Origin of the sequence: Kandleria sp., from assembly GCF_017934775.1 — a bacterium.
GTDB lineage: Bacteria > Bacillota_I > Bacilli_A > Erysipelotrichales > Coprobacillaceae > Kandleria > Kandleria vitulina.
The window spans coordinates 1-24,719 of record NZ_JAGBIX010000032.1 but is presented as its reverse complement, the minus strand read 5'-3'; the positions used below and the strand labels follow the sequence as shown (position 1 = coordinate 24,719).

Sequence of the window (24,719 nt, the reverse complement as noted above, 5' to 3'; positions counted from 1 at the left end):
TCAGATTCGTGTGCACTTGTCTAGTATCAATCATCCCTTGATGGGAGATAAGAAATACGGTGATTTTGAATGGAATAAACAAATCAAGAAAGAATTCCATCTTAATTCACAGCTGCTTCATGCTTATTCATTATCTTTTGTCAATCCAATTGGCAGCATGAAGTATATGAAAGGAAAGACAATCACATGTCAGGTTCCTCAAAAATTTAAAGAGATTCAAGAAAAATATTTCAAATAAATTTATGTTTTCTCTTAAATGACATAAGGTATTTTGTATCTATCTCGATTGTTATATTGAAAGAGAACATTGAGTAGAGAATTCATAAAAATACTTTAAATAACCTCTTCTCAATAAATTATTTCACAGGTATAATAGTAGAATAGAGGAGGAAATAAACTGATGAAATTTTATATCGGAGTCGATCTAGGTGGTACTAATGTACGTGCCTTATTAGTAGACGAAAATGGACAGACATACAGCGAAGTAAAAGAAAGCACAGAAAAAGAACATGGTGTAGATTATGTCTGCTCTAAAATTTCAAGAATGATCCGTACATTGGATTATGATGCTTGCAATGGTTTTGAAAATGTGGAAGGAATCGGTATTGGAGTTCCAGGTCCAGTAGATACTGTTAAAGGCGTTATGATTATGGCAAGCAATCTGCCAGGATTTGAAGGTTATCCAATCGTAGATAAACTTAAAGAAGAATTCAATAAACCAGTATTCTTAGATAATGATGCAAATGTAGCTGGTTTAGCAGAAGCTATTCTTGGTGCAGGTAAAGGATATCCTACTTGTTACTTTATTACTGTATCAACTGGTATTGGTGGTGCTTTCATCGTTGATGGCAAATTAGTTTCTGGTGGTCGTGGACATGCCGGAGAAATTGGAAACATTATTGTAAAACCAGGTGGATATAAACAGGGTGCATTAAATGCTGGTGCAGCTGAAGGTGAATGTTCAGGTACTGCAATTACTAGAAAAGGTGTTGCTGCTCTTGGGGAAGATAAAGTAAAACATGCAGGTAATGTCTTTGATTTAGCAGCAGCTGGAGATGCACAGGCTAAAGCAATCTGTGATGAAGCCGTTGATGAATTATCTACTTTATTAGCAAACATTGCACATACAGTAGATCCACACTGCTTCGTTCTTGGTGGCGGTGTCATGAAAGCTAGAGATTATTTCTGGGATACATTAAACGAACAGTTCAATGCTAAAATTCATGTAGGTATGAGAAATCATATTCCACTATTATTAAAGAAATTAGATGACTGTGGTGCTATTGGAGCAGCAATGTTGCCAATGTCTCAGTTAGACTAATAAGATGGGATTATTCCCATCTTTTTTGATATAATGAAATATATATTAAGGTATTTTCATACCCCAGGAGGTTAATATGAAAGACTGGTATCAGATGAATGAAGAGGAGCTACTAAAATATCTCGATGCTTCTCTTGATGGACTTAGCAGCAAACAAGTGCAGGAGCGTATAAATAAGTATGGAGAAAATAAGCTTGAAGAATCAAAGAAGGATTCTATCTTCATGATTTTTATAAAACAGTTTGCGGATCTTCTTGTTGTCATCTTGCTTATTGCGGCTATTATTTCCTTGTTCACTAAAGATGTAAAAAGTGCCGGTGTCATTATTGCGGTTCTTATATTGAATGCAACACTTGGTACATGGCAGAGCGTTGTTGCTAATAAATCTCTTGACGCCTTGAAGGCCATGTCTTCACCACATGTCAAGGTCAAGCGTGATGGCAACATTCATCAGCTTGCATCTAAGGAGATTGTACCGGGCGATGTTGTTTTGCTTGAAGCGGGGGATATGATCTGCGCGGATGCGCGACTTATTGACGAAGCTTCGCTTCAGGTCAATGAAAGTGCCTTGACTGGCGAGTCTTTACCGATTGATAAGAAGGTGGATGTTATTTCTAAGGCGTCTCTTGCAGATCGTATCAATATGGTTTATTCTGGTACGCTTGTAACGGCGGGAAGAGGAGAAGCTATCGTGGTGGCTACTGGAATGCAAAGCGAGCTTGGAAAGATTGCCACCTTGATGAATGATACAAAAGCTAAACGTACCCCTTTACAAAAGACAATTGATCGCTTCAGCAAGCGTCTTGCGATAGGGATTCTCTTGATATCAGCCATCGTGTTAGCTTTGCAGCTTTATCGTGGTACGCCACTTATGGAGGCTCTTCTATTTGCGGTTGCTTTAGCGGTTGCCGCTATACCAGAAGCATTAGGTTCCATCATCACAATTGTGCAGGCAATGGGCATGCGCAAGATGGCAGAAGAACAGGCTATTGTAAAAGAACTCTCAGCTGTTGAGACATTAGGAAGCGTTTCAGTCATCTGTTCAGATAAGACGGGAACATTGACACAAAACAAGATGACAGTGGCGGATGTCTATCTTGATCATGAACGCATTGATCCTAATAATCTTTCATTAGAAAAGAAAATTCATCGACGTTTTCTTTATGCCTGTGTTCTTGCCAATGATGCAAGCATTGTCGAAGGAGAAGGAATAGGAGATCCAACAGAGTATGCACTGATTGATATGTATCATCATGTCAAAGGCATTCGTCATCCACAAAGTGGGCATCTGTTAAGTGAAGGAATGGTACGTGACTTACTGCCACGTATTGATGAAGTTCCTTTTGATTCAGAAAGAAAGCTGATGTCTACTAGACATAATATGAAAGGAAAGATGACAATCTTTACTAAAGGGGCAGTTGATGTTCTTTTAAATAGATGTCAATCCATCATGACAAGTGAAGGCGTAAGAGCTATTACAAAAGAAGATATTGAGGCAATCATGAAGATGAATCATTCCTTCTCAAATGATGGACTTCGCGTTCTTGCTTTTGCCTATAAAGAATCAAAAGAAAAGCTCACACTCTCAAGTGAAAATGGCTATACCTTCATAGGTCTCGTCTCATTGATCGACCCACCACGCCATTCAGCCTTAGAAGCGGTGGCGCAAGCGAAAGCGGCAGGCATCCGCACGGTGATGATTACCGGTGATCATAAAGATACAGCGGTAGCGATTGGTAAAAAGATTGGTCTATTTAGCGAAGGCGATAAAGCTGTCACAGGTGAAGAGCTAGATGAAATGAGCGATGAAACACTGGCTAGGGAAATAGCCACTATTTCCGTCTATGCCAGAGTCTCTCCACAGCACAAGATTCGCATTGTCGAAGCTTGGCAGAAAAGTGGACAGATTGTCTCAATGACTGGGGACGGCGTGAATGATGCACCAGCACTTAAGAAAGCAGATATCGGTGTGGCCATGGGCATCACTGGAACAGAAGTATCAAAAGATGCAGCGTCAATGATTTTAGCAGATGATCATTTTGCGACAATTATTAAAGCGGTACGCAATGGTCGTGTTATCTATGACAATATCAAAAATGCCATTTTGTTCCTGTTGTCAGGAAACCTATCCGCCATCCTTTGTGTGCTTATGACCTCGCTTTTATCTTTGCCACTGCCATTTTATGCGGTACAGCTGCTCTTTATTAATCTTGTGACAGATTCTCTTCCTGCCTTGGCTATTGGGGTGGAACCTGGACATGAAGTGATGAACAGAAAGCCGAGAGATCCGCATGCTTCACTGATGGATAAGGCGTTTATTAAAACGATGATCATACAAGCACTACTGCTTTTTGTATTTGTGATGTCATCTTATTATGTTGGTTTATCTTCATCGTTCGCACATGCTTCATCCATGGCTTTCTTGACATTGACATTAGCTAGACTTTTTCATGGATTAAATTCAAGAGGAAAAGAAAGTCTTTATCGTTTAGGATTAAAGAACAAGTATTGTTTCTATGCGATTGGGGTAGGCATTGTTCTTGTGATGGGCGTTTCTTTAACTGATTATGGAAGAATGCTTTTTAAAGTAGAAAGACTTTCCTATATGCAATGGGGAGCAGTCATATTGTTTGCATTGTTGCCGACAATATTGATACAATTATATAGGCTTATCAGGGAATACCAGTCTTAATAGGCTGGTATTTTTTCTCTTGATAAAAGCTCTTTTTTTATATTTACAAATGTGTTAGAATGAGGGACGCAAGGAGGATAAGATATGAGTCAAAGAGTTGTATTAGGTTTAAGTGGGGGAGTGGACAGTGCAGTTGCTGCTTACTTGCTTAAAAAACAAGGATACGAAGTTATTTGTGTCTTTATGAGAAACTGGGATAGTTCTCTTAATAATGATATCTTAGGAAATCCAAATAATGATGCATCTGTATGTCCGCAAGAACAGGACTACAATGATGCCTGCAAGGTAGCAGAACATCTTGGTTTAGAAATCAGAAGAGTTGATTTCATTAAGGAATACTGGGATTCAGTTTTCACTTATTTCTTAGAAGAATATGCTAAAGGAAGAACACCTAATCCAGATATTCTATGTAATAAACATATTAAATTTAAGGCATTCTTAGATTATGCCAAAAAGATTGATGCTGATTATATTGCGACAGGGCATTATGCACGTGTTGAACATCATGAAGGTGAAGACAGCGTAATGCTACGTGGTGTAGATAATAATAAAGATCAGACATACTTCTTATGTCAGTTGGCACAGTTCCAGCTAAAAGAAGCTTTATTCCCAATTGGAGAATTGACAAAGCCTGAAGTAAGAAAGATTGCCGAAGAGCTTGATTTACCAGTTGCTCATAAAAAGGATTCTACAGGAATCTGTTTTATTGGAGAAAGAGACTTCAAGGAGTTCTTAAAGAATTATATTCCTGCTAAGCCAGGAAAGATTGTCAATTATGAAAATAAGGAAGTCATTGGTGAACATCAGGGCATCATGTATTATACAATTGGACAAAGAAAGGGTCTTAACATTGGTGGAAAAGGTGGACCTTGGTTTGTCATTGGTAAAGAATATGATGATAATATTCTCTATGTTGCTCAGGGAGATTCCAATGATTGGCTATTGTCAGATGAAGCATTGATTACTGATGTAAACTGGATTCCTTCAAAGAAAGTAGAAGGAGACTTTGACTGTACTGCTAAATTCAGATACAGACAGAAAGATAATGATGTCTCTATTCGCTTTATTGATGACACTACAATCTATGTGACATTTAAGAAACCAGTTAAGGCTGTAACACCTGGACAGGCCGCTGTCTTCTATGATGGTGATGTATGTCTTGGTGGAGGAACTATTGAGAAAGTCTATAAAGACAACAAGGAGATTGAGTATTTATAATGATTGCTTATTCTGGAACTATTACCCGTATTATATTTTATAGCGAAGAGACAAAGTTCATCGTGGCACGTTTTGATGCTGATGAAGAAGATAAGCCATTTGCAATTACTGGCAATATGTCCTATGTCAATACTGATGATCGCTACCGTATTACCGGAGATTTTGTCATTCATCCACGCTATGGAAAACAGTTCCAGATTCAATCGTATGAAATCTTGCTAGCGGATGATCATGATGAGATCATCCGCTATTTGTCTTCTCCGTTGTTTAAGGGGATTGGCAAAAAGCAGGCTGAACTTATTGTGGATACTTTAGGTGAAGATTGTTTAAATCAGATCAAGAAGGATCCTACTTGTCTTCATATTGTAAGAGGAATGAGTGAGAAGAAGGTTAAGACTATTGTGGATGTATTAACTAATCAGGACTATGATCAGGAAGTTCTCTCTTTCTTTATGGGACATGGTATTTCTACGAGACATCTTTCATTGATACAGGGATTCTATAAGGAAAAGACATTGGATGTCTTAAAATCAAATCCCTATCAGCTGATTGATGATATAGATGGTATCGGTTTTAAGAGTGCTGATACATTAGCGATGAAGATGAAGTTTGATCCTAAATCACCATATCGTATTAAGGCAGCTATTGCGGATGCATTAATGCAGGCATGCTTTAGAACGGGATCTACGTATTCTGATATTTCTACATTACATCGTATTTTTCATCGTTTTCTTCCAGAAGTGGATAATGAGACATTTGAAGATAGTCTTTATGCATTGATTGAGGATAAAAAGATCATTCAGAAGATTGAGAAATATTATCCAAAAGATCTTTATGATTCAGAGAAAAGCATTGCTAATCTTTTTAAGAAGTTTTCCCGTCTTCCTAAAGGTCAAGTAGAAGAATCGCTTATTGATGAACGCATTGAAGAAGTAGAAGATGAGCTAGGCATCAATTATGATGAAACACAAAGAAATGCGATTCATACTTTTATTAATGAACCTGCAATGATCTTAACAGGAGGACCGGGTACAGGGAAGACCACTGTTGTACAGGGAATATTGAAGGTCTTTAAGCAGATGCATCCTGAACTTCATATTGATTTAGTAGCACCTACAGGAAGAGCCGCAAAACGCTTGTCAGAACTTACAGGAATTGAAGCATCAACGATTCACAGATTATTGAAATGGGATCTTCATGCCAATACGTTCATGATGAATAAAAATAATCCTTTGGACACGGATCTGCTTGTTATTGATGAGTTTTCCATGGTGGATAGTCTATTGTTTGCAAGAGTGCTAGAAGCAGGAACACATATAAAGAAAATTCTTCTTATTGGTGATGATCAGCAGTTGCCAAGTGTTGCTCCAGGTAATGTGTTAAGAGATCTTCTTGCTTCTAAGAAGGTAGAAGTTGTCGCATTGAATACGATTCATCGTCAAGAAGAAGGAAGCGGCATTGTAAGATTGGCGCATGCTATTAGAAATGATGAATATGATGTTTCTTTATTTGATCAATATGAAGATATTTCATTTAAGACATGTCTGAATTATGAAGTTGTTAAAGAAACATTAGCGCTTGTTTCTTCATTGTTGGATGATGGCTATGAAATGAATGACATACAAGTGCTTTCTCCAATGTATAATGGAGTGGCTGGTATTGATGCCTTAAATGAGGCATTGCAGAATCTATTGAATCCTTCTTCTTACATGAAAGAGGAGCTTAAGGTAGGCAGAAGATTATTTAGAGAAGGGGATAAGATTCTTCAATTGAAGAATCGTCCTGATGAGAATGTCTTTAATGGTGACATTGGAACATTGGTAGAGATTATCTTCAAGGATGGAGAAGAGTATCTAAGTGATACGCTTGTCGTAGATTTTGATGGTATCATGATTGAATATACCGCCAATGATTTTATTCAGATTACGCATGCTTACTGTATGTCTGTACATAAATCACAGGGGAATGAATTCCCGGTTGTGATCATGAGCATTCTTCCTGATTATTCGATTATGATGAGAAAGAATCTGATCTATACGGGACTTACACGTGCTAAAAGAGAATTGTATCTATTGGGAAATCCTCAGGTCTTTAAGAAGGCATTAAGCTTAGATGTGGATAATCATCGTCATACGACATTGGTAGAAGAGATGGCTTCATCATCTATCAAGATTTCTGATTTTGAGGATACACCATTCTAAAAATGAAGACGTTTTTTCGTCTTCATTTTTTATATTGAGAAATGTACTTCTTTTTGATATAGTGTATACATTAAAAAAGGAGATTGAGATTTATGGGAATCGTAGTAGTAGGTGCAGTATTTGTGGATATTAAAGGATATCCAATTGCTCAATATATTCCGTCAGGAAGAAATGCAGGACGTGTGACACAGGTTCATGGTGGTGTCAGCAGAAATGTTGCTGAAGATATCGCCAATGTGGAATTAAGACCAACATTTGTCAGTGTAGTTGATAAGAGTGGCATTTCTGATGATGTTATCAATAAGCTTCAAAGACATAAGGTCAACACTGATTATATCTTAAGAACTGAAGATGGACTTGGGACATGGTTAGCTGTATTTGATAATGACGGTGATGTTGTTGCATCCATTTCTAAACGTCCAAGTTTGGATGGTATTGCGACAATTCTTGAAGAACATGGTGATGAAATCATCAAAGATGCGGATAGTATCGTTGTTGAGATTGATATGGAACCAAAGATTCTTAATATTCTCTTTGATTTAGCTGAAAAATATAAAAAGCGCATTTATGCGATTGTTTCTAATATGAGTATTGCGGTTGAAAGAAGAGATCTTATCAAGAAGACTGATTGTTTTGTTTGTAATCTTCAAGAAGCAAGTATGTTCTTCTCTGAAGACTATGAAGACAATACACCGGAAGAAATGGCTGGAATTTTAGCTGGTAAATTAAAGACTGCTCAGCTTAAGTCAATGGTTGTGACAATGGGAGGAGAAGGTGCTGTTTATGCTACTTGTACTGGTGAATCTGGTGTAACACCTCCTCAGAAGGTTAATGTTATTGATACAACAGGATGTGGAGATTCATTCTTTGCAGGTGTTGTTATCGGGTTGACATATGGAAAAACATTGGCAGAATCATGTGTTATTGGTACACGTATTGCTTCTTCTGTTATTGCAACAAAAGAGAATGTCTGTCCAAGATTCTTGCCTGAAGAATTTGATATTGATCCTACTAAATTTGGTATCACTTTATAATTGCTTCATGGATAAAAAAGTATTAAACTAAAAATATAAAAAATCAACTCGAAGGAGAGATGAATATGTTAAAAAATCCAGAAAAGACAAAAAATGAAATTGTATCATGGATCCAGAAATACTTTGAAGTAAATGGACCTGAATGTACTGCCGTTGTTGGTATTTCAGGTGGGAAAGATTCCAGTATAACTGCTGCCCTTTGTAAAGAAGCTTTAGGTAAAGACAGAGTACTTGGGGTTCTTATGCCAAATGGGGTACAGAGTGATATTGATGATTCACGTCATCTTGTAGAAGCATTGGATATTCCTCATGTTGAATTGAATATTGAAGAAGCATTCAATGGCATGAAACACATGATTGAATCATCTGATGAATTAAAAGCTATCACAAATAGAGATGAATTAAGCAATGACACAAGAGTTAATCTTCCACCAAGATTACGTATGGCTACTTTATATGCTGTTGCACAGATGTTACCTAATGGGGGACGTGTTGCTAATACTTGTAATAATTCAGAAGATTATGTTGGCTATTCTACAAAATACGGTGATGCTGCTGGGGACTTCAGTCCACTTGCACATGTCTTGGTAGAAGAAGTTCGTCAGTTGGGAAGAGTGCTTGGTATTCCTTCTTATTTAGTAGAAAAGACACCAAGTGATGGATTAAGTGGCATGAGCGATGAAGATAAGCTTGGCTTTACTTATGAAACATTGGATCATTACATCTTAACTGGTGAAATTGATGATGAAAAAACAAAAGAACGCATTGATCGCATGCATAAGCTTAATCTTCATAAATTAAGAATTATGCCATCATTCGATACTTCTAATGAAAGATAAAATGATGAGCGAAGAAGAATATCTTGCTAATTATGATGATTCACGCTATCCGAAACCATCGGTTACTGCTGATATTGTTATCCTGGCAGGAAATGAGATATTATTGATCAAAAGAGGAAATCATCCTTTTATGGGGAAATGGGCAACACCTGGTGGGTTTGCCAATAAGAATGAAGAATTGGTGATGACTGCTAAAAGAGAGTTAGAAGAGGAAACTGGTATTACAGGTGTTTCTCTTTCTCTTGTTGGTGTTTATTCAAAGCCGGGAAGAGATCCACGCGGATGGGTTATTTCTACAGCTTATAAAGCTACTATCAACAAGGAAGATATAAGTGTTAAAGCAGCAGATGATGCTGCGGATGCAAGATGGTTTACCATCATGCCTGATATGACACTTGTATCTGGTGATCTTCATCTTACATTGGATGATCTGGCATTTGATCATAAAGATATTATCAAAGATGCACTTAAAAGAGCCTAAAGGCTCTTTTTTTCATAATAATGGGTCACATACATGTCATATACTATCTAATATCCTAAAGTACGTTGACAAATAGTCATTTACAAGAGATACTAAGGACAAAGGAAGGTAAAAAGCATGGCTACATTACAAAAAAAATACGATGAATTGCTGAAAAAATACAATAAGCTCAAAGAAGAAAAAGAGATAGCCCAAGTGGCTCTTGATCTCACTGACCATGTTATTTCTGTAATTGACATTCCTAACCATACATTGTTTAAATTTCAAAAAGAAAATGAGAATCTTCTCAAAGCGCCCCATATCACGGATGTGCCCTATTCCATTGTGGCGCTTGGCATTATCCACCCCGATGATTGTGAAAACTACATAAATCTCTTTAAGGAGTTTTATGGAGGTTCACCTTCTGGTAAGTTAGCATTAAGAATTAAGACCATCGATAAAGGATGGAATTGGTATATGTTTTATTACAAGACAATCTTTGATATGAATAAGACACCTATCAAGGCGATTAGTTTTTTAGAAGATATCAATGATCAAAAAACAGCTGAAGAACAGTTTGAACAGTATAAAAAAGCAGTTAATGAAGGAAATCATTTGACTTGGGAAGCTAACTTAAGTAAAAATGAAGTCATTTCCTACGATGCGCACACTGATCATATTATCAAGAATAAAAAAAGCTATTCGGAACTATTGAAAGGTGCCTTTTCTCTTTTCGCTAATGTGAATATCACTGAAGAATTAGCTCAGCTATTCGCAAGAGATAAGCTCATTGAAACTTATAAAAGAGGAGAAAAAGAAGTTACTTATCAATTTAAGTTTGAAGATAATCGCACCCATGAGATCAGCTGGTATCGTGCAACCGCATATCTGACTTCTCAAGAAGAAGATATTCTTGTCATTATGTCCATCATTGATATTACTAAGCATGTAGATGAACATCTTAAATTAGAAAAGAAAGCGGAACAGGATTATCTTACAGGACTCCTGAATAGAGAGACTGTTCAGGAACGTATTAACTACATTTTAAATGATGATGGTCTTCATGCTATGATTATGGCTGATATTGATAACTTCAAGTTCTACAATGATCAATACGGACATATCTTTGGAGATGAAATCATCAAATGTGTTGCGCAATCAATGAAAGAGACATTTAGAACATCTGATATTATTGGACGTATTGGTGGAGATGAATTTGTGATCTTTATGAAAGATGTCAGAAGCCAGGATGACGTTCTTTCTCGTTTAGGTCATCTACAAAAAAGATTGATAGAAATCACTCATGAACATATTAAAGGAAAAGATGTAACCCTTTCTTTAGGTGTTACGCTTTCAAGTAAAGATGATACATTCCTTTCAATGTATAAACGTGCTGATGAAGCATTATATCAAAGTAAGAAAGATGGCAAGAACTGCATTCGATTTCACTTATTGCAAAGTTAAACCCTATGACATAAAATAGACAAAGAGGTGAAATAAATGGAAAACTTAAACATGGATGTATTTACCTGTTTTTCTAAAGATTGGGCATTAGTTACTTGTGGTGAAAAAGAAGACTACAATACAATGCTTATTGGATGGGGTGGACTTGGTACAATGTGGGCGAAGCCATCATGTACCATTTATATTAGAGATTCAAGATATACAAAAGAGTATCTTGATAAAAATGAATACTTTACTGTCTCATTCTTCCCAAAAGGTCATGAAAAAGATCTTGGCTATCTTGGAAGAGTATCAGGAAGAGATGAAGACAAGATTGCTCATACATCATTGACACCAATGAGTGTTAATCATGGAATGAGCTTCAAAGAAGCAAAGCTTACGCTAGTATGCAAAACAATGTATAAACAAAGAATGGAATTATCACAGTTAAGCGAAGACATGCAAGAACGTTTCTATAAAGATGGGGACCTTCATAACATGTATATCGCTGAAGTAGTAGAAGTAATTCAATAAGACGACCAATGGTCGTCTTTTTATTATAATGCTAGATTTTAAAATAAATACATAATAAAATATACATAGAAAAACTTATTGTATAAAGGGTAGGAGACTATTATGTTAGAAACATTGTTAAAAAAGAGAGATTTTCCGCTGATCGTCTTTTTAGGTTATCCACAGACAATATTGGATGTTATCTCGTTAATTGTTTATTTTATTCATTGTTATGTATCATTAGTATTAAAAGCGCCATCGTTTGTATCTCTATTGTTTCTGATCTATTTTATAGTGGTGTATTATATCATCAAGAACAATACAGATAATAAAAAGTATCGAATCTCACTTGATCTCGCAAAAAGTGGGAGTGTCTTTTGCGTGATTTCTTTCTTGTTTAAAATCATTATAAAATAGTAAGGACGTCAGCTTTATTGATAAAGTTGACGTCTTTTTATGTCTTATCTTGTAAACGGTTACATAACTGTGTTAAAATGGAAACTGAAAAGAGAAAAATAGTTTCCGAGGTGTCTAAATGGATAAAGAAAGAATATTAAAAGCAACACTTGATGTGTATAAGGAAAAAGGAATCAAGTTTCGAATGGATGATATTGCAAAGGAGTTATCTATAAGTAAGAAGACGATTTATGTGATCTTTAAGGATAAGAAAGCTTTAATCAATGAAATGGTAGATTACTGCTTTGATTCTATTAAAGAATGTGAAAAAGAAGTTATAGAGGATCGTTCTCTTTCTACTATAGATAAGATAAAGAAGATTTTAGGGGTAATGCCCTCTACCTATGCTGATATAGATCTTACGCAGCTTTATGTACTTAAAGAAAAATATCCGCTGACTTATAAGAAAGTAGAAGCACGTCTAGAAAGTGGATGGGAAGTGACTATGAAACTGCTTGAACAAGGACAAGAAGAAGGTGTTATAAGAAATGTGTCTTTGCCTTTGTTTAAGAGTATCTTTGAAGCTTCATTGGAACAGTTCTTTAAAAGAGATGTGCTTGTCAGAAGTCATTTGACATATAATGAGGCACTTACGGAAATTGTTTCTATTCTAGTAGAAGGGATAAGGGTAAAGGAAAATGATTGATCGTTCAAGATGTATATTTGGTAATGAAATAAGTGAAAAGACATATAAGAAAGCCTGTCAGTCGAAAGAAAAGTATATCAAAAAGTTTGGTGATGATAGTGACAAGGAATATTATGTTTCATTAAAAAAGAATCCCGTATTAGGTGATGATTTCTCATTGATTGATGTCATGTTGCCAAGTGATCAAAAGGAAGATGACAGTTTTGATTTAGAAAAAGGAATCATCTTAGGAAATATAAGAATGGGCTTTGGGCATTATCGTATATCAATAGCGATGGCGAGTGCAGCTTATGCGTTAGGATATACACCATATTGGATGGATTTAAATAGCTTTGAACAGACGACATGTACTAAGATTATTGCTCATCAAAATAAGCTTTATTCATTGGGGTCTAGATTAAGCAAGAATGGATTGTTTAACAAGTATGTCTGGGAACCGCTAAATTATGAAGGATTTAGAGCCTTAAGCTATAATGCTATCGATCAAAAGAATGCGGAGCTTATGGCTCCTGTCTATCGCCATATTCCTAAAACGATGCCAGTCATTGCGACACATGTATGGGGAGCACAGGCAGCTGTTCATGCGGGAATGAAAAATGTGGTTAATGCGATTCCTGACAATTGGCCAATGGCTTTACATTATGCGGAAGGAAGTCTTCATCTTGTACAGACAAAAAATGCCTACAATGGCTATAAGATCTTAAATGGTATGGATAAGAAGCATGTCTTAAAGCCTCTTCCTGATGAAGCTTTGCAATATGTAGGCCACTATATTGATCATGAGCTAGTTGCTCATATTGAAGAAGATTGTAAAAAGAGAATCAACAGGAAAAAAGAAAAGAAAGCGATACGCTTCTTGCTGACAATTGGGGGAGCCGGTGCGCAAAGAGAAATCTTTGAAGCAATCATCAAGGCCCTTCTTCCTTATATTAAGAGAAAAGAAGTGGTGCTTTATGTCAATGTGGGAGACTATAAGAAGGTGTGGAAGAAGATGAAGAAGTCTATACCTTCCATGAAAGCATTTGTTGTTGAACATGATAATGATTTTAATGAAACAAGAGAATTTGCTAAGAAAGCTTTAACAGATGAAATAGAAGGCATTCATGGCTTCTATCATGAAAATATATTTGAGGCAGTCTATACAACTAATCTATTGATGAGAAGCTGTGATGTCCTTGTCACTAAGCCTAGTGAACTGGCTTTCTATCCTGTTCCTAAGCTGTTTATTAAAAGAGTTGGCAAACATGAAATGTGGGGAGCTATTCATTCAGCGGAAATAGGGGATGGCACATTGGAATGTCGTGATATCGATCACACTTTACAGATGATTGATATGTTCTTACATAATGATTATTATCTAGAAGATATGTGCCATAACATTATCCACAATAAAGAATTAGGTATTTATGATGGTGCCTATAAAGCTGTTGAATATGCGATAAAAATGAAGGGAGAATAATATGGAACTCAGCTTAAAAGAAAAGATCTCCTACGGAGTAGGTGCCGTAGGAAAAGATATGGTCTATATGTTAACTGCGACATTTGTTCTTTATTATTATCAGGATCTCTTACATATCAATGCTTTAGCTATGGGAATCATCCTTCTTGTAGCAAGAGTCTTTGATGCTCTCAATGATCCATTTATGGGAATAATAGTCGCAAAAACAAAAACAAGATGGGGACGCTTTCGTCCTTGGCTATTTACTGGTAGCTTACTTAATGCTCTATGTCTCTACCTGCTCTTTTCTGCCCCATCCATAAAAGGGGCGGGTCTTATTGTATGGGCGGGAGTAATCTATATCCTATGGGGCGTGACCTACACGATGATGGATATTCCATTCTGGTCCATGATTCCTGCTTTTACAAAAGCGGGAAAAGAACGTGAAGGTATGTCAGCGTTGGGACGCTCATGTGCGGGTGTAGGAAGTGCTCTCGTACAGGTGTTTACGATGATGTCTGTCTATGCGTTAGGAAAAGGCAATGAAGTTGCTGGCTTTAGGTTGGTAGCTTTGCTTATTGGTATTATCTTTGTGCTCTTTATTGGTATGACCTGCTTTAGCATTAAGGAAAAAAGTACTGTGGATATGCCGACTTCTACAATTAAGGATATGCTGAAGTCTTTATTAAATAATGATCAGGCATTGATTATTGTGTTAACGATTGTATTGGTTAATGTATCAGTCTATATTACAAGCAACCTTGTCATCTATTTTTTCAAGTATGATCTTGGAGGAAAATCCTGGTATTATAATTTTACAAGCTTTAATACATTTGGTGGTGCAACGCAGATTTTATCTATGATGCTGTTGTTCCCATTGATGAGAAAGTTTTTTAACACCATCAAGATTTTCCATATTGCCTTATGGATGGCAATAGTAGGATATATCACATTATTTGTGATTACTTTTATGCCAATGAATATCTATATTCTCTTTGTGCCTGCATTCTTTATCTTTGCAGCCAATGGAATGCTTTTGGTGTTGACGACAATATTCTTGGCTAATACGGTTGACTATGGTGAATATAAAAATAAAAGAAGAGATGAATCTGTCATCTTTTCCATGCAGACATTTGTAGTAAAACTTGCCAGTGGAGTAGCTGCATTGGTTGCTGCAATATGTCTTGCGGTTTTCAGTTTTGGTTCATCAAGTGAAACGGGTCATATTGTTAAGATGTCTTATCAGTCTTTAGTAGGTCTTCGTATGACAATGACGATTATTCCTTTGATTGGATTAATTGTGGCGAATGTGTTGTTTAAGAAGCGTTACAAACTAGATGATAACTATATGAAAACAATTATTAATGAAATAGAGGAAGAAACATGATTAAAGTGCTTGGCAGTGCATTTCTCTTATCTACTAATAATACTAGCTATGCGATGAGAGTATTGCCTACAGGACAATTGGAACACTTATACTATGGTCAAAGAATAGAAGCAGACAAGGAAGAGGATCTTCTTGTTTTAAGTGAGAAGCATGCTTTTCCTTTAGGAAATCAGATTGCCTATGATGAAGAGTCTTCCTATTCATTAGAAAATATGAGATTAGAATATTCTGGATATGGGAAAGGTGATTTTAGAGAACCGCTGGTGGAACTTGTTTTTCCTGATCATACCTCTACAACTGATTTTCTATTTGATTATGCAACCTATAATAAAGAAAAGAAACCATTGCATACATTGCCATCAAGTCATGGAGAATGTGATCATCTTTATATAAGATTAAAAGAAAGAAATCATGATGTAGATTTGATCCTTGACTATTACATCTATGAAGAAGATGTAATCACAAGAACCACAAAGATCATTAATCATATGAAAGAAGATCTTATTGTAGAAAGAGCCATGAGTCTCTGTCTTGATTTTGAAGATGATCAATTTGAATTCATTACCTTCAATGGTGGATGGGCAGATGAAATGCATAAGCATATTCATAATCTTTCTTCTGCGAAGATTGTCAATGCATCATGTATGGGAACTTCTTCTTCAAGAGCACAAAATTTTGTGATGCTGTCTCGCTTTGCAAAAGAAGATGAAGGAGAAGTCTATGGCTTTAATCTGATTTATAGTGGCAATCATAAAGAAGTTGTGGAAGTCTCTTCTACACATAAGACAAGAATAGTGACAGGCATTAATAATGAACAGTTTTCTTACTGTCTAAAAAGTGAAGAGGTCTTTGAAGCACCGGAAGCCATAATGGGATATTCTTATGCTGGCTTCAATGGGTTATCTAATATCTTCCATCGTTTTGTTAATGAACATATCATAAAAAAAGAATGGGCCTATAAAGAGCGACCTATTCTTATCAATAGCTGGGAAGCGATGTATTTTAATGTAAATGAGAAAAGAATTCTCTCGCTCGCAAAAGAAGCAAGTGAGATGGGAATTGAACTGTTTGTCTTGGATGATGGATGGTTTAAAGGAAGAACGGATGATAAAAGAGGATTGGGTGACTGGGAGGTAGATCGTAAAAAACTGCCAAAAGGACTAGATCATCTTTCAAGAAAGATCCATAAGATGGGAATGAAGTTTGGTATTTGGGTAGAACCAGAAATGACCAATGAAAATTCTGACTATTATCGTGAACATCCTGATTGGGTGATAAAGATTGATGGACAAATGCAATCATTAGGACGACATCAGTATGTTATTGATTTATCAAAAGATGAAGTTGTAGATGATATGATATCTAGAATGACAGCACTCTTTTCATCTTGTCAGATTGACTATGTCAAATGGGATATGAACAGGGTCATGAGTGATGTCTTTTCTACATGTAGAAAAGGGGAAGTCTTCCACCGTTATATATGTGGACTTTATCGTATGATGGATATGCTCACTTCACGTTTCCCTCATATTCTCTTTGAAGGATGTGCCTCAGGAGGAAATCGATTTGATCTAGGCATTCTTTCCTACTTCCCACAGATCTGGGCAAGTGACAATACGGATAGCTGGTGTCGCTTTGATATTCAGAACAGCTATAGCTATGGTTATCCACAAAGTACATTTACGAATCATGTGTCTGGGGTTCCTAATCATCAGACATTAAGAGTGACACCGCTCGCTCTGCGTTTTCATGTTGCGGCTTTTGGATTATTGGGGTATGAAGTGAATCTTCTAGATCTAAGCAAGAAAGAAAAGGAAGATATCAAGCAACAGATCATCATTTATAAGAAACAGCGGGCATTGTTTCAGTTTGGCAATATGTATCGTGTAGATATGGGATGGATGGTTGTTGATGAAAAAAGAAGCCATGCTGTTGGAATGCTATTTAAGCCAATTAATGAATTAAGCAAGAAAACTGTCGTCTTTAAATGCAAGGGGCTTGATCCTTTAAAAAGATATCACTTCTATAATCAGAAGATGATTTTTGATATAAAAGAAATGGGCAGTCTTATCAATACAGCATCGCCTATTCATATTAAGCAGGGATCATTGTCTCATAGGGTTATTTCAAAGTTTGTTCATCTTCAAGGAGAAGAGGAAGATCATTATGCAAGCGGTAGTCTGCTTATGAATGCGGGTGTTTTTTTAAAGCAAGGCTTTAGCGCTACTGGCTTCAATGAAGACGTTCGTTTTGATCCAGACTTCTTTTCAAGATTATATCTCATAGAAGAAAGTGCTTTATGAGCACTTTTTTTATTATTTCTAAAATAAATTGACATTTTTTATACAATATACTAATAATTTCATAATTTTTTTAAAAAAGTCTCGCTTTCTTAACTTATTTAAAGTATTATTGGTACAAGCATAAAAAAACAGGGGGAATTATTATATGGATATGCAGATGGAATTTATTCGTAAACTACCAACACCACAGGAAATCAAGAATCAGTATCCTGTTACTTTAGAAATGAAACAGCTTAAGCAGGAAAGAGATGAAGAAATTCGTGACATCCTTTCTGGTAAATCAGATAAGTTTATTCTTGTCATTGGACCATGTTCAGCTGACAACGAAGATGCTGTGTTGGAGTATATGCATAAACTCAAAGACTTGCAGGAAAAAGTGAAAGATAAAATTTTCATGATTCCAAGAGTCTATACTAATAAACCAAGAACAGTAGGAAAAGGGTATAAGGGAATGCTTCATCAGCCTGATCCTCAGGGGGAAGAAGATATGTTGGCTGGTATTATCGCTATTCGACATATGCATAAGCGTGTCGTACAGGAAACAGGCTTCACATGTGCAGAAGAAATGCTCTACCCTCAGAACCACCGTTATCTTTCAGACCTTTTATCTTATATCGCCATTGGAGCACGTTCAGTAGAAAACCAGGAACATCGTCTTGTCACTTCTGGTGTCGGAATTCCTACAGGAATGAAGAACCCAACTGGTGGAGACTTAACTGTTATGATGAACTCAATTGTTGCAGCACAGGCTCCAGCTAAATTCATCTATCGTGGATGGGAAGTTAAGACTGCTGGAAATGATTATGCTCATGCAATCTTAAGAGGATATGTTGATGAAAATGGTGTATCTTATCCAAACTATCATTATGAAACATTAAAGAAGGTTTATGATCTTTATCAGGAAAGAGGTCTTGCTAATCCTTCAGTTATTGTAGATACAAACCATGCCAATTCAGGAAAGAATTATCTTGAACAGATCAGAATTGCTAAGGATGTTCTTCATTCAAGACGTCAATCAGAAGAAATTAAATCATTAGTAAAAGGTTTAATGATTGAATCATATCTTGAAGATGGATGCCAGAGCGTAGACGAAGGTGTATTCGGTAAATCAATCACAGACCCATGTCTGGGTTGGGAAAAAACTGAAAAACTTGTATTGGATATTGCAGAATTATTGTAATAAGGGATGTCATCATCCCTTTTTTGATTTATAATGGGAAAGAAAGGAGATGAAGAATGTGAAAAAAATTCTCATCGCGTGCTTATGTCTACTATTGATGAGTGGATGCACTACAACAAAGACAAAGAAAAAATCTGTTGCTCAATCTACAAAGGATACAAACTCTTCCCAGAATGTGAAGGTAGAAGAAAAGTCATCTGCAAAAACCATTAAGGTGAAGATTGGATCACAGGTATTTAAGATGACGCTTGAAGACAATGAATCAACACAATCTTTATTAAGTCTTTTACCATTAGAATTATCGATGGCATCACTTAATAACAATGAATATTATGCTGAACTAGATAACTCATTAAATGCTCATGATCAAAGTGTAACAATCAAGGCAGGGGATGTTATGCTTTACAAGGGGAATGTGTTAGTTATCTTCTATAAAGATGTAAAAACATCTAACAAATATACAAAACTTGGACACATTGATGGAGATGCTCTTGCTGATGCATTAAAGAAAGCAGATGGAGAAGCAACATTAAGTCTATAAAAAAAGCTGATTTGCATCGCAAATCAGTTTTTCGTTATAACTGGAATCCATAATTCACATTGATAATCATCCTTTTGACGATTGCCATAAGGAAGATACTCAATGCTTGCATCATAATGGAAAGTATAATCACTATGAGGGAACCATTCAGAATAGATTTTATAGTTTAATGTCTGAAGACAGGCAGGATATGATCCCTTTGTAGGAAAGTGTGCCCATAAGGAATCTTCAAGATGAAGCTCTTCAATCCCTTCATATAGGGAATCACTTTTCTTAATACCAGCAATATAATAATGAATAAGATTCATATCTTCTTCATCGTTGATCGTTACACCATAAGTACCAATTTCATTATTAAGAACATATTCTTTGAAAGTGGGGTCACTATTCATTTTCTTGTTAAAATCATTCCAGAACTGTGGAATCTCTTTAAATGCAAGATCGACATTGACATCAATTCTGATGCCAATTAAATGAAAATGCTGATGATTTTTTACCTGATAATCCATAAGATCCTCCTTGATATATAAAAAAACACTCTCGAAGAGAGTGTTGCATTCCAATGGCGCGGATTGAGGGATTTGAACCCTCGCGCCGGTTACCCGACCTACTCCCTTAGCAGGGGAGCCTCTTCAGCCTCTTGAGTAAATCCGCATCGGTTAGCTTGCTCACATATAATAGCATACGTGTGACTCGATTGCAACAAGGAAATTTAAGAATATTGCATTTTTTTAAACGCTGTTTAAAAAGTGTTCTATTTATCGATAAGAAATGAAAAAACTTTTTTTAAAAAAGTTTTTGACCGCATATTTTATAAAAAAATGAGCATTTCTTTTGCTTAATAAGAACAGTAATGATACTATACAAATAGTTAGAAAGACCTAACATTTAAGGAGGAAAGAAATATGGATAGAATTTCAAACATTTACGCAAGAGAGGTTCTTGATTCACGAGGAAACCCAACAGTTGAAGTAGAAGTCTCTACTGAATTAGGTGCATTTGGACGCGCCATCGTACCTTCTGGTGCATCGACTGGTGTTCATGAAGCAGTTGAACTTCGTGATGGCGATAAAGATCGTTATCTTGGAAAAGGGGTATTAAAGGCAGTCAAGAATGTCAATGAAGAAATTGCTCCTGAACTTGTTGGAATGGATGTATTCTCTCAAAGAGAAATCGATTATAAGATGATCAAACTTGATGGAACAGAAAACAAAGGACGCTTTGGTGCTAATGCTATCTTAGGTGTTTCATTAGCAGTAGCTAAAGCTGCAGCTGATTCATTAGGTCAGCCTTTATATAAATATATTGGTGGTGCAAACGCTTATGTTATTCCTACACCTATGATGAATATCATCAATGGGGGAGAACACGCAGATAATAATGTGGACTTCCAGGAATTCATGATCATGCCAGTAGGTGCTGATACATTTAAAGAAGCAATTCGTATGGGAGCTGAAGTCTTCCATAACTTAAAAGCTGTATTACATGCTAAAGGCATGAATACTGCAGTTGGTGATGAAGGTGGATTTGCACCTAACTTAAAATCAAATGAAGAAGCTATTCAGGTTATCATTGAAGCTGTAGAAAAAGCAGGATATAAACCTGGTGAAGATGTAAAGATCGCTATGGACGTTGCTTCTTCTGAATTCTATAAAGATGGACAATATACATTAGCAGGAGAAGGCGGAAAAACATTTACTAATAAAGAATTCGTAGACTTCCTTGCTGAACTTGTAGATAAATACCCAATCATCTCAATTGAAGATGGATTAGATCAGGATGACTGGGAAGGCTGGGATTATCTAACAGAAAAATTAGGTGATAAAGTACAGCTTGTTGGAGATGACTTCTTCGTAACAAATACTAAACGTTTAGCTAAAGGTATTGAAAGAGGAGATGCCAACTCAATCTTAATCAAAGTTAACCAGATTGGTACATTAACAGAAACATTAGAAGCTATCGAAATGGCAAAAGAAGCAGGATACACTGCAGTTGTCTCACATCGTTCAGGTGAAACAGAAGATACAACAATCGCTGATATCGCTGTTGCAACTAACGCTGGTGAAATCAAGACTGGTTCAGCTTCAAGAACAGACCGTATTGCTAAATACAATCAGTTATTAAGAATTGAAGATGAATTAGGTGAAATGGCTAGATATAAAGGAATTCATTCCTTCTATAATCTAAAGAAATAATCCCCCTGAAACGCATAGGGCAATCTATGCGTTTTTTTTATCTCTTGAAAAAAATATAAAAAACCATATTGACGAAGAGTATGAATAATGATATTATATGTGAGCAGTCAACAAGAGATGTCTCCTTAGCTCAGTTGGCAGAGCATCTGACTCTTAATCAGAGGGTCCACGGTTCGAGCCCGTGAGGGGACACCATTTGAAAAATGAAAGGTTCTTCGGAACCTTTTTTTCATATATATAGGGGGGAGAATTATGGAAAACTATATTTTTGATCTATATGGCACACTTATTGATATTCATACAGATGAGCAGTCTTTATCCTTTTGGAAGAAGCTGTGTGTATATCTTAATGAAAGAGGATATTCTTATAAAGAAAAAGAATTAAAAGAACTTTATCTTAATCTTGTTCATGAAGAAGAAAATGAAGATAAACTCTATGAAATAGAACTCATGAATGTCTTTAAAAAGATTGCTGGTCAATATGCAGATGAGTTTGCTTTATATTTTAGAAAAGCTTCTACTGATTATATTGCCTGCTTTAAAAATACCAAGAAAGTACTTGAGTATCTTAAAGAAGAAGGAAAACATGTCTACTTATTATCTAATGCACAAGCATGCTTTACTCTTCCTGAATTAAAGGAACTTGGGTTGTATAATTGCTTTGATGATATTTTTATTTCTTCCTCTTATCATATAAAAAAACCACATCCCTCATTTTTAGAAGAACTGATGAACAAACATCATCTTCATAAAGAAGAGAGCGTCATGATCGGCAATGATTTTACAACAGATATGGCGATTGCTAAAAAGGTGGGCATTACAGGTGTCTTTTTAAATACCGATGGATATAGTAAAGAAGAGATGCATTCACACGATCTAGAAGGGGTTCATCTTATTGAAAGTGGGGACCTTATTGAACTTGTTTCTATGTTTAAATAATTGTACAAAAAAATGTCAAATGAGTGTTGACGGACCACTTTAATAATGATATTATATGTGAGCAGTCAACAAGAGATGTCTCCTTAGCTCAGTTGGCAGAGCATCTGACTCTTAATCAGAGGGTCCACGGTTCGAGCCCGTGAGGGGACACCATTTGAAATTGAAAGGTTCTTTGGAACCTTTTTTTTATTGAAATTTAGCTGTATATAAAATACTAATTTGTATTTATGAATAAATGGGTATAAATTATTTGTATTTTATTGTTGACGTGGGGTCACATGAATGTTATTATATGTGAGCAGTCAATAAGACATGTCTCCTTAGCTCAGTTGGCAGAGCATCTGACTCTTAATCAGAGGGTCCACGGTTCGAGCCCGTGAGGGGACACCATTTGAATGTTAAAGGTTCTACGGAACCTTTTTTTGTTTTTATAATTCTAATAATGTAGGAATACATCTTCTATTAATTTTATTCTTTAGTCTTAAACACTAAAATAGAAATTTTGAAGAATATAGTTTGTTTATATTTATCTTTTCTCCTGATATTTTGTAAAAAAATACAATATTATAATTTATTGGTTTAATTACATATAATTATTTTATTAAATATTTTGAAAATATATCTATCCATATTAAATAATGTTATAACTAATATAGATAGAGAAGAAAATAGAGGTGAGGTGATTCTGATGGTTAGATTATATTAAAAATCTATAAACTATTAATTTGGGAGGAAATATATGATTGCTTTTAATATTCAATGGGGTTTAGCTAATTTATTCGTGTTTTTAAAAAATAATATGCAATTAATAATCATATTTGGGTTGATAGAATATATTTTATGTTTAAAAAACTCTAAATATAGAAGAATTTTTCCTTTTCTCGGATTACTTATCATGATAATATTTGGGTTAATTTTTTTCTTTGGTTATCCACAGTATAGAGTTGTGGACCCGTTATTTTACTGCATTTTTTATATATTATTTTTAACACCTTACTTCTTGTTATTTTTCATCCCGTTTATAATTAAACATTTTTATGATAAAAAAAGAAGATTAAATCATTAATTATATCTTTGTATTACAAGTGAATGAATTTATTTCATAGTAGGAATAAGTAAGAAGTTGTTAAAAAAGATAATAATATAAAAATATCAGTCACTTATTAGTATAAATGGAATTCATTGAATATGTCTTGGCTATATAATAATATTAATTGAAAGAAATTGGATGTATCGTATAAAATGATGAAAAGATTGTATCTCAAGTGTGATACAGTCTTTTTTATATTATAATAAATATATAGGAGGAAAATATTATGGACATTATTGAAGCATTAAAACATCGTCGTAGTATTCGCAAGTATAAAAGTAATGAAGTAAGTGAAGATTTATTGAATCAGATTGTAGAAGCAGGAGAATATGCTGCTAGTGGAAAAGGACAACAACCAGTTATCACTTTAACAATTACTAATAAAGAATTAAGAGATCAATTAGCTGAAGATAACCGATTAATTGGGGGATGGAAAGAAGGCTTTGATCCATTTTATGGAGCACCTGTTGTCATTGTGGTATTAGCCAATAAAGAACGTCCTACCTATGTTTATGATGGAAGTCTAGTACTAGGAAATCTCATGCAGGCAGCGGATGGGCTTGGACTAGGAAGTTGTTGGATCCATCGTGCAAAAGAAGAATTTGAGATGGATAAATATAAAAAGCTACTTCAAGATTTAGGTATAGAAGGAGATTATGAAGGTATTGGACATTGTATAATAGGATATCCTGATCAGGAAGTTAAAGCTGCTCCTAGAAAGAAGAGAAATTATGTGATCAAGTAGTAAATCTTTTGATTTACTGCTTTTTTTCTTTCGTATTTTAGTAATTCCCTTAATAATCATGCTTTTTGTTGACGGATA

At 35.5% G+C, this 24,719-nt stretch carries 20 protein-coding genes, 4 tRNA genes and 1 pseudogene; 23 read left to right on the top strand and 2 right to left on the bottom strand.

What is annotated here, in order from left to right; translation table 11 throughout:
* From J6L95_RS04160 to J6L95_RS04080, 17 genes and pseudogenes are all read left to right on the top strand, one after another.
* A pseudogene (locus J6L95_RS04160) lies at positions 1-238 on the top strand (RluA family pseudouridine synthase); the annotation flags it as partial.
* Between the two features lie 162 nt (positions 239-400).
* Positions 401-1,321: an ROK family protein gene (locus tag J6L95_RS04155; protein WP_074686695.1), complete on the top strand. Its 921-nt coding sequence runs from the start codon at positions 401-403 to the stop codon at positions 1,319-1,321.
* 76 nt (positions 1,322-1,397) lie between these two features.
* Entirely contained in the window at positions 1,398-4,013 is a 2,616-nt protein-coding gene (locus J6L95_RS04150) for a cation-translocating P-type ATPase (protein WP_287458257.1), read from the top strand.
* Between the two features lie 84 nt (positions 4,014-4,097).
* The gene (gene mnmA, locus J6L95_RS04145) at positions 4,098-5,231 is read left to right on the top strand and encodes a tRNA 2-thiouridine(34) synthase MnmA (protein WP_287458256.1); all 1,134 of its coding nucleotides are present in this window, start codon (positions 4,098-4,100) and stop codon (positions 5,229-5,231) included.
* Complete coding sequence (gene recD2 / locus J6L95_RS04140; protein WP_029070614.1) at positions 5,231-7,432, top strand: SF1B family DNA helicase RecD2; 2,202 nt, start codon at positions 5,231-5,233, stop codon at positions 7,430-7,432. Before mnmA ends, recD2 begins: the two co-directional genes overlap by 1 nt.
* A gap of 92 nt (positions 7,433-7,524) precedes the next feature.
* A complete protein-coding gene (locus J6L95_RS04135) occupies positions 7,525-8,466 on the top strand; it encodes a PfkB family carbohydrate kinase (RefSeq protein ID WP_287458255.1) in 942 nt (313 codons plus the stop codon).
* 65 nt (positions 8,467-8,531) lie between these two features.
* Positions 8,532-9,305 carry an NAD(+) synthase gene (gene nadE / locus J6L95_RS04130; protein ID WP_287458254.1) on the top strand — a complete coding sequence of 258 codons (774 nt, stop codon included), beginning with the start codon at positions 8,532-8,534 and terminating at the stop codon, positions 9,303-9,305.
* Positions 9,295-9,786 (top strand): NUDIX domain-containing protein, encoded by a 492-nt coding sequence (locus tag J6L95_RS04125; protein WP_287458253.1) that lies wholly within the window; start codon positions 9,295-9,297, stop codon positions 9,784-9,786. Before nadE ends, J6L95_RS04125 begins: the two co-directional genes overlap by 11 nt.
* 117 nt (positions 9,787-9,903) lie before the next feature.
* A complete protein-coding gene (locus J6L95_RS04120) occupies positions 9,904-11,229 on the top strand; it encodes a sensor domain-containing diguanylate cyclase (protein WP_287458252.1) in 1,326 nt (441 codons plus the stop codon).
* A 36-nt stretch (positions 11,230-11,265) separates the two neighbouring features.
* A complete protein-coding gene (locus J6L95_RS04115; protein WP_031588880.1) occupies positions 11,266-11,742 on the top strand; it encodes a flavin reductase in 477 nt (158 codons plus the stop codon).
* Between the two features lie 102 nt (positions 11,743-11,844).
* Positions 11,845-12,138, top strand: a complete 294-nt coding sequence (locus tag J6L95_RS04110) for a hypothetical protein (RefSeq protein WP_287458251.1) — start codon at positions 11,845-11,847, stop codon at positions 12,136-12,138.
* Between the two features lie 118 nt (positions 12,139-12,256).
* Positions 12,257-12,823, top strand: a complete 567-nt coding sequence (locus tag J6L95_RS04105; protein ID WP_031588882.1) for a TetR/AcrR family transcriptional regulator — start codon at positions 12,257-12,259, stop codon at positions 12,821-12,823.
* Complete coding sequence (locus J6L95_RS04100) at positions 12,816-14,282, top strand: DUF6937 domain-containing protein (protein WP_287458250.1); 1,467 nt, start codon at positions 12,816-12,818, stop codon at positions 14,280-14,282. The genes J6L95_RS04105 and J6L95_RS04100 overlap by 8 nt, the downstream gene beginning before the upstream one ends.
* A 1-nt stretch (position 14,283) precedes the next feature.
* Positions 14,284-15,648 (top strand): glycoside-pentoside-hexuronide (GPH):cation symporter, encoded by a 1,365-nt coding sequence (locus tag J6L95_RS04095; protein WP_287458249.1) that lies wholly within the window; start codon positions 14,284-14,286, stop codon positions 15,646-15,648.
* The gene (locus J6L95_RS04090; protein WP_287458248.1) at positions 15,645-17,951 is read left to right on the top strand and encodes an alpha-galactosidase; all 2,307 of its coding nucleotides are present in this window, start codon (positions 15,645-15,647) and stop codon (positions 17,949-17,951) included. Before J6L95_RS04095 ends, J6L95_RS04090 begins: the two co-directional genes overlap by 4 nt.
* A 145-nt stretch (positions 17,952-18,096) precedes the next feature.
* Positions 18,097-19,131 (top strand): 3-deoxy-7-phosphoheptulonate synthase, encoded by a 1,035-nt coding sequence (locus J6L95_RS04085; protein WP_287458247.1) that lies wholly within the window; start codon positions 18,097-18,099, stop codon positions 19,129-19,131.
* 58 nt (positions 19,132-19,189) lie between these two features.
* The gene (locus J6L95_RS04080; RefSeq protein WP_287458246.1) at positions 19,190-19,672 is read left to right on the top strand and encodes a cyclophilin-like fold protein; all 483 of its coding nucleotides are present in this window, start codon (positions 19,190-19,192) and stop codon (positions 19,670-19,672) included.
* Positions 19,673-19,695: 23 nt separating this feature from the next.
* Here J6L95_RS04080 and J6L95_RS04075 read toward each other — a convergent pair whose 3' ends face one another.
* Both J6L95_RS04075 and J6L95_RS04070 read right to left on the bottom strand, forming a co-directional pair.
* Positions 19,696-20,181: a GyrI-like domain-containing protein gene (locus J6L95_RS04075; protein ID WP_287458245.1), complete on the bottom strand. Its 486-nt coding sequence runs from the start codon at positions 20,179-20,181 to the stop codon at positions 19,696-19,698.
* A 54-nt stretch (positions 20,182-20,235) separates the two neighbouring features.
* Positions 20,236-20,326, bottom strand: a tRNA-Ser gene (locus tag J6L95_RS04070).
* A gap of 251 nt (positions 20,327-20,577) precedes the next feature.
* Between J6L95_RS04070 and eno the strand changes: the two genes are divergently transcribed.
* The 6 genes from eno (at position 20,578) to J6L95_RS04040 (ending at position 24,641) form a co-directional block, all read left to right on the top strand.
* Positions 20,578-21,867, top strand: coding sequence for a phosphopyruvate hydratase (gene eno / locus J6L95_RS04065; RefSeq protein WP_029070627.1), 1,290 nt, complete (start codon positions 20,578-20,580; stop codon positions 21,865-21,867).
* Between the two features lie 119 nt (positions 21,868-21,986).
* Positions 21,987-22,062: transfer RNA gene (locus J6L95_RS04060), tRNA-Lys, on the top strand.
* A gap of 57 nt (positions 22,063-22,119) precedes the next feature.
* The gene (locus J6L95_RS04055; RefSeq protein WP_287458244.1) at positions 22,120-22,806 is read left to right on the top strand and encodes an HAD family hydrolase; all 687 of its coding nucleotides are present in this window, start codon (positions 22,120-22,122) and stop codon (positions 22,804-22,806) included.
* Positions 22,807-22,883: 77 nt separating this feature from the next.
* Positions 22,884-22,959 (top strand) — tRNA-Lys (locus J6L95_RS04050).
* A gap of 161 nt (positions 22,960-23,120) precedes the next feature.
* Positions 23,121-23,196: transfer RNA gene (locus J6L95_RS04045), tRNA-Lys, on the top strand.
* A 926-nt stretch (positions 23,197-24,122) separates the two neighbouring features.
* Positions 24,123-24,641, top strand: coding sequence for a nitroreductase family protein (locus tag J6L95_RS04040; RefSeq protein ID WP_287458243.1), 519 nt, complete (start codon positions 24,123-24,125; stop codon positions 24,639-24,641).
* Positions 24,642-24,719: the final 78 nt, after the last annotated feature.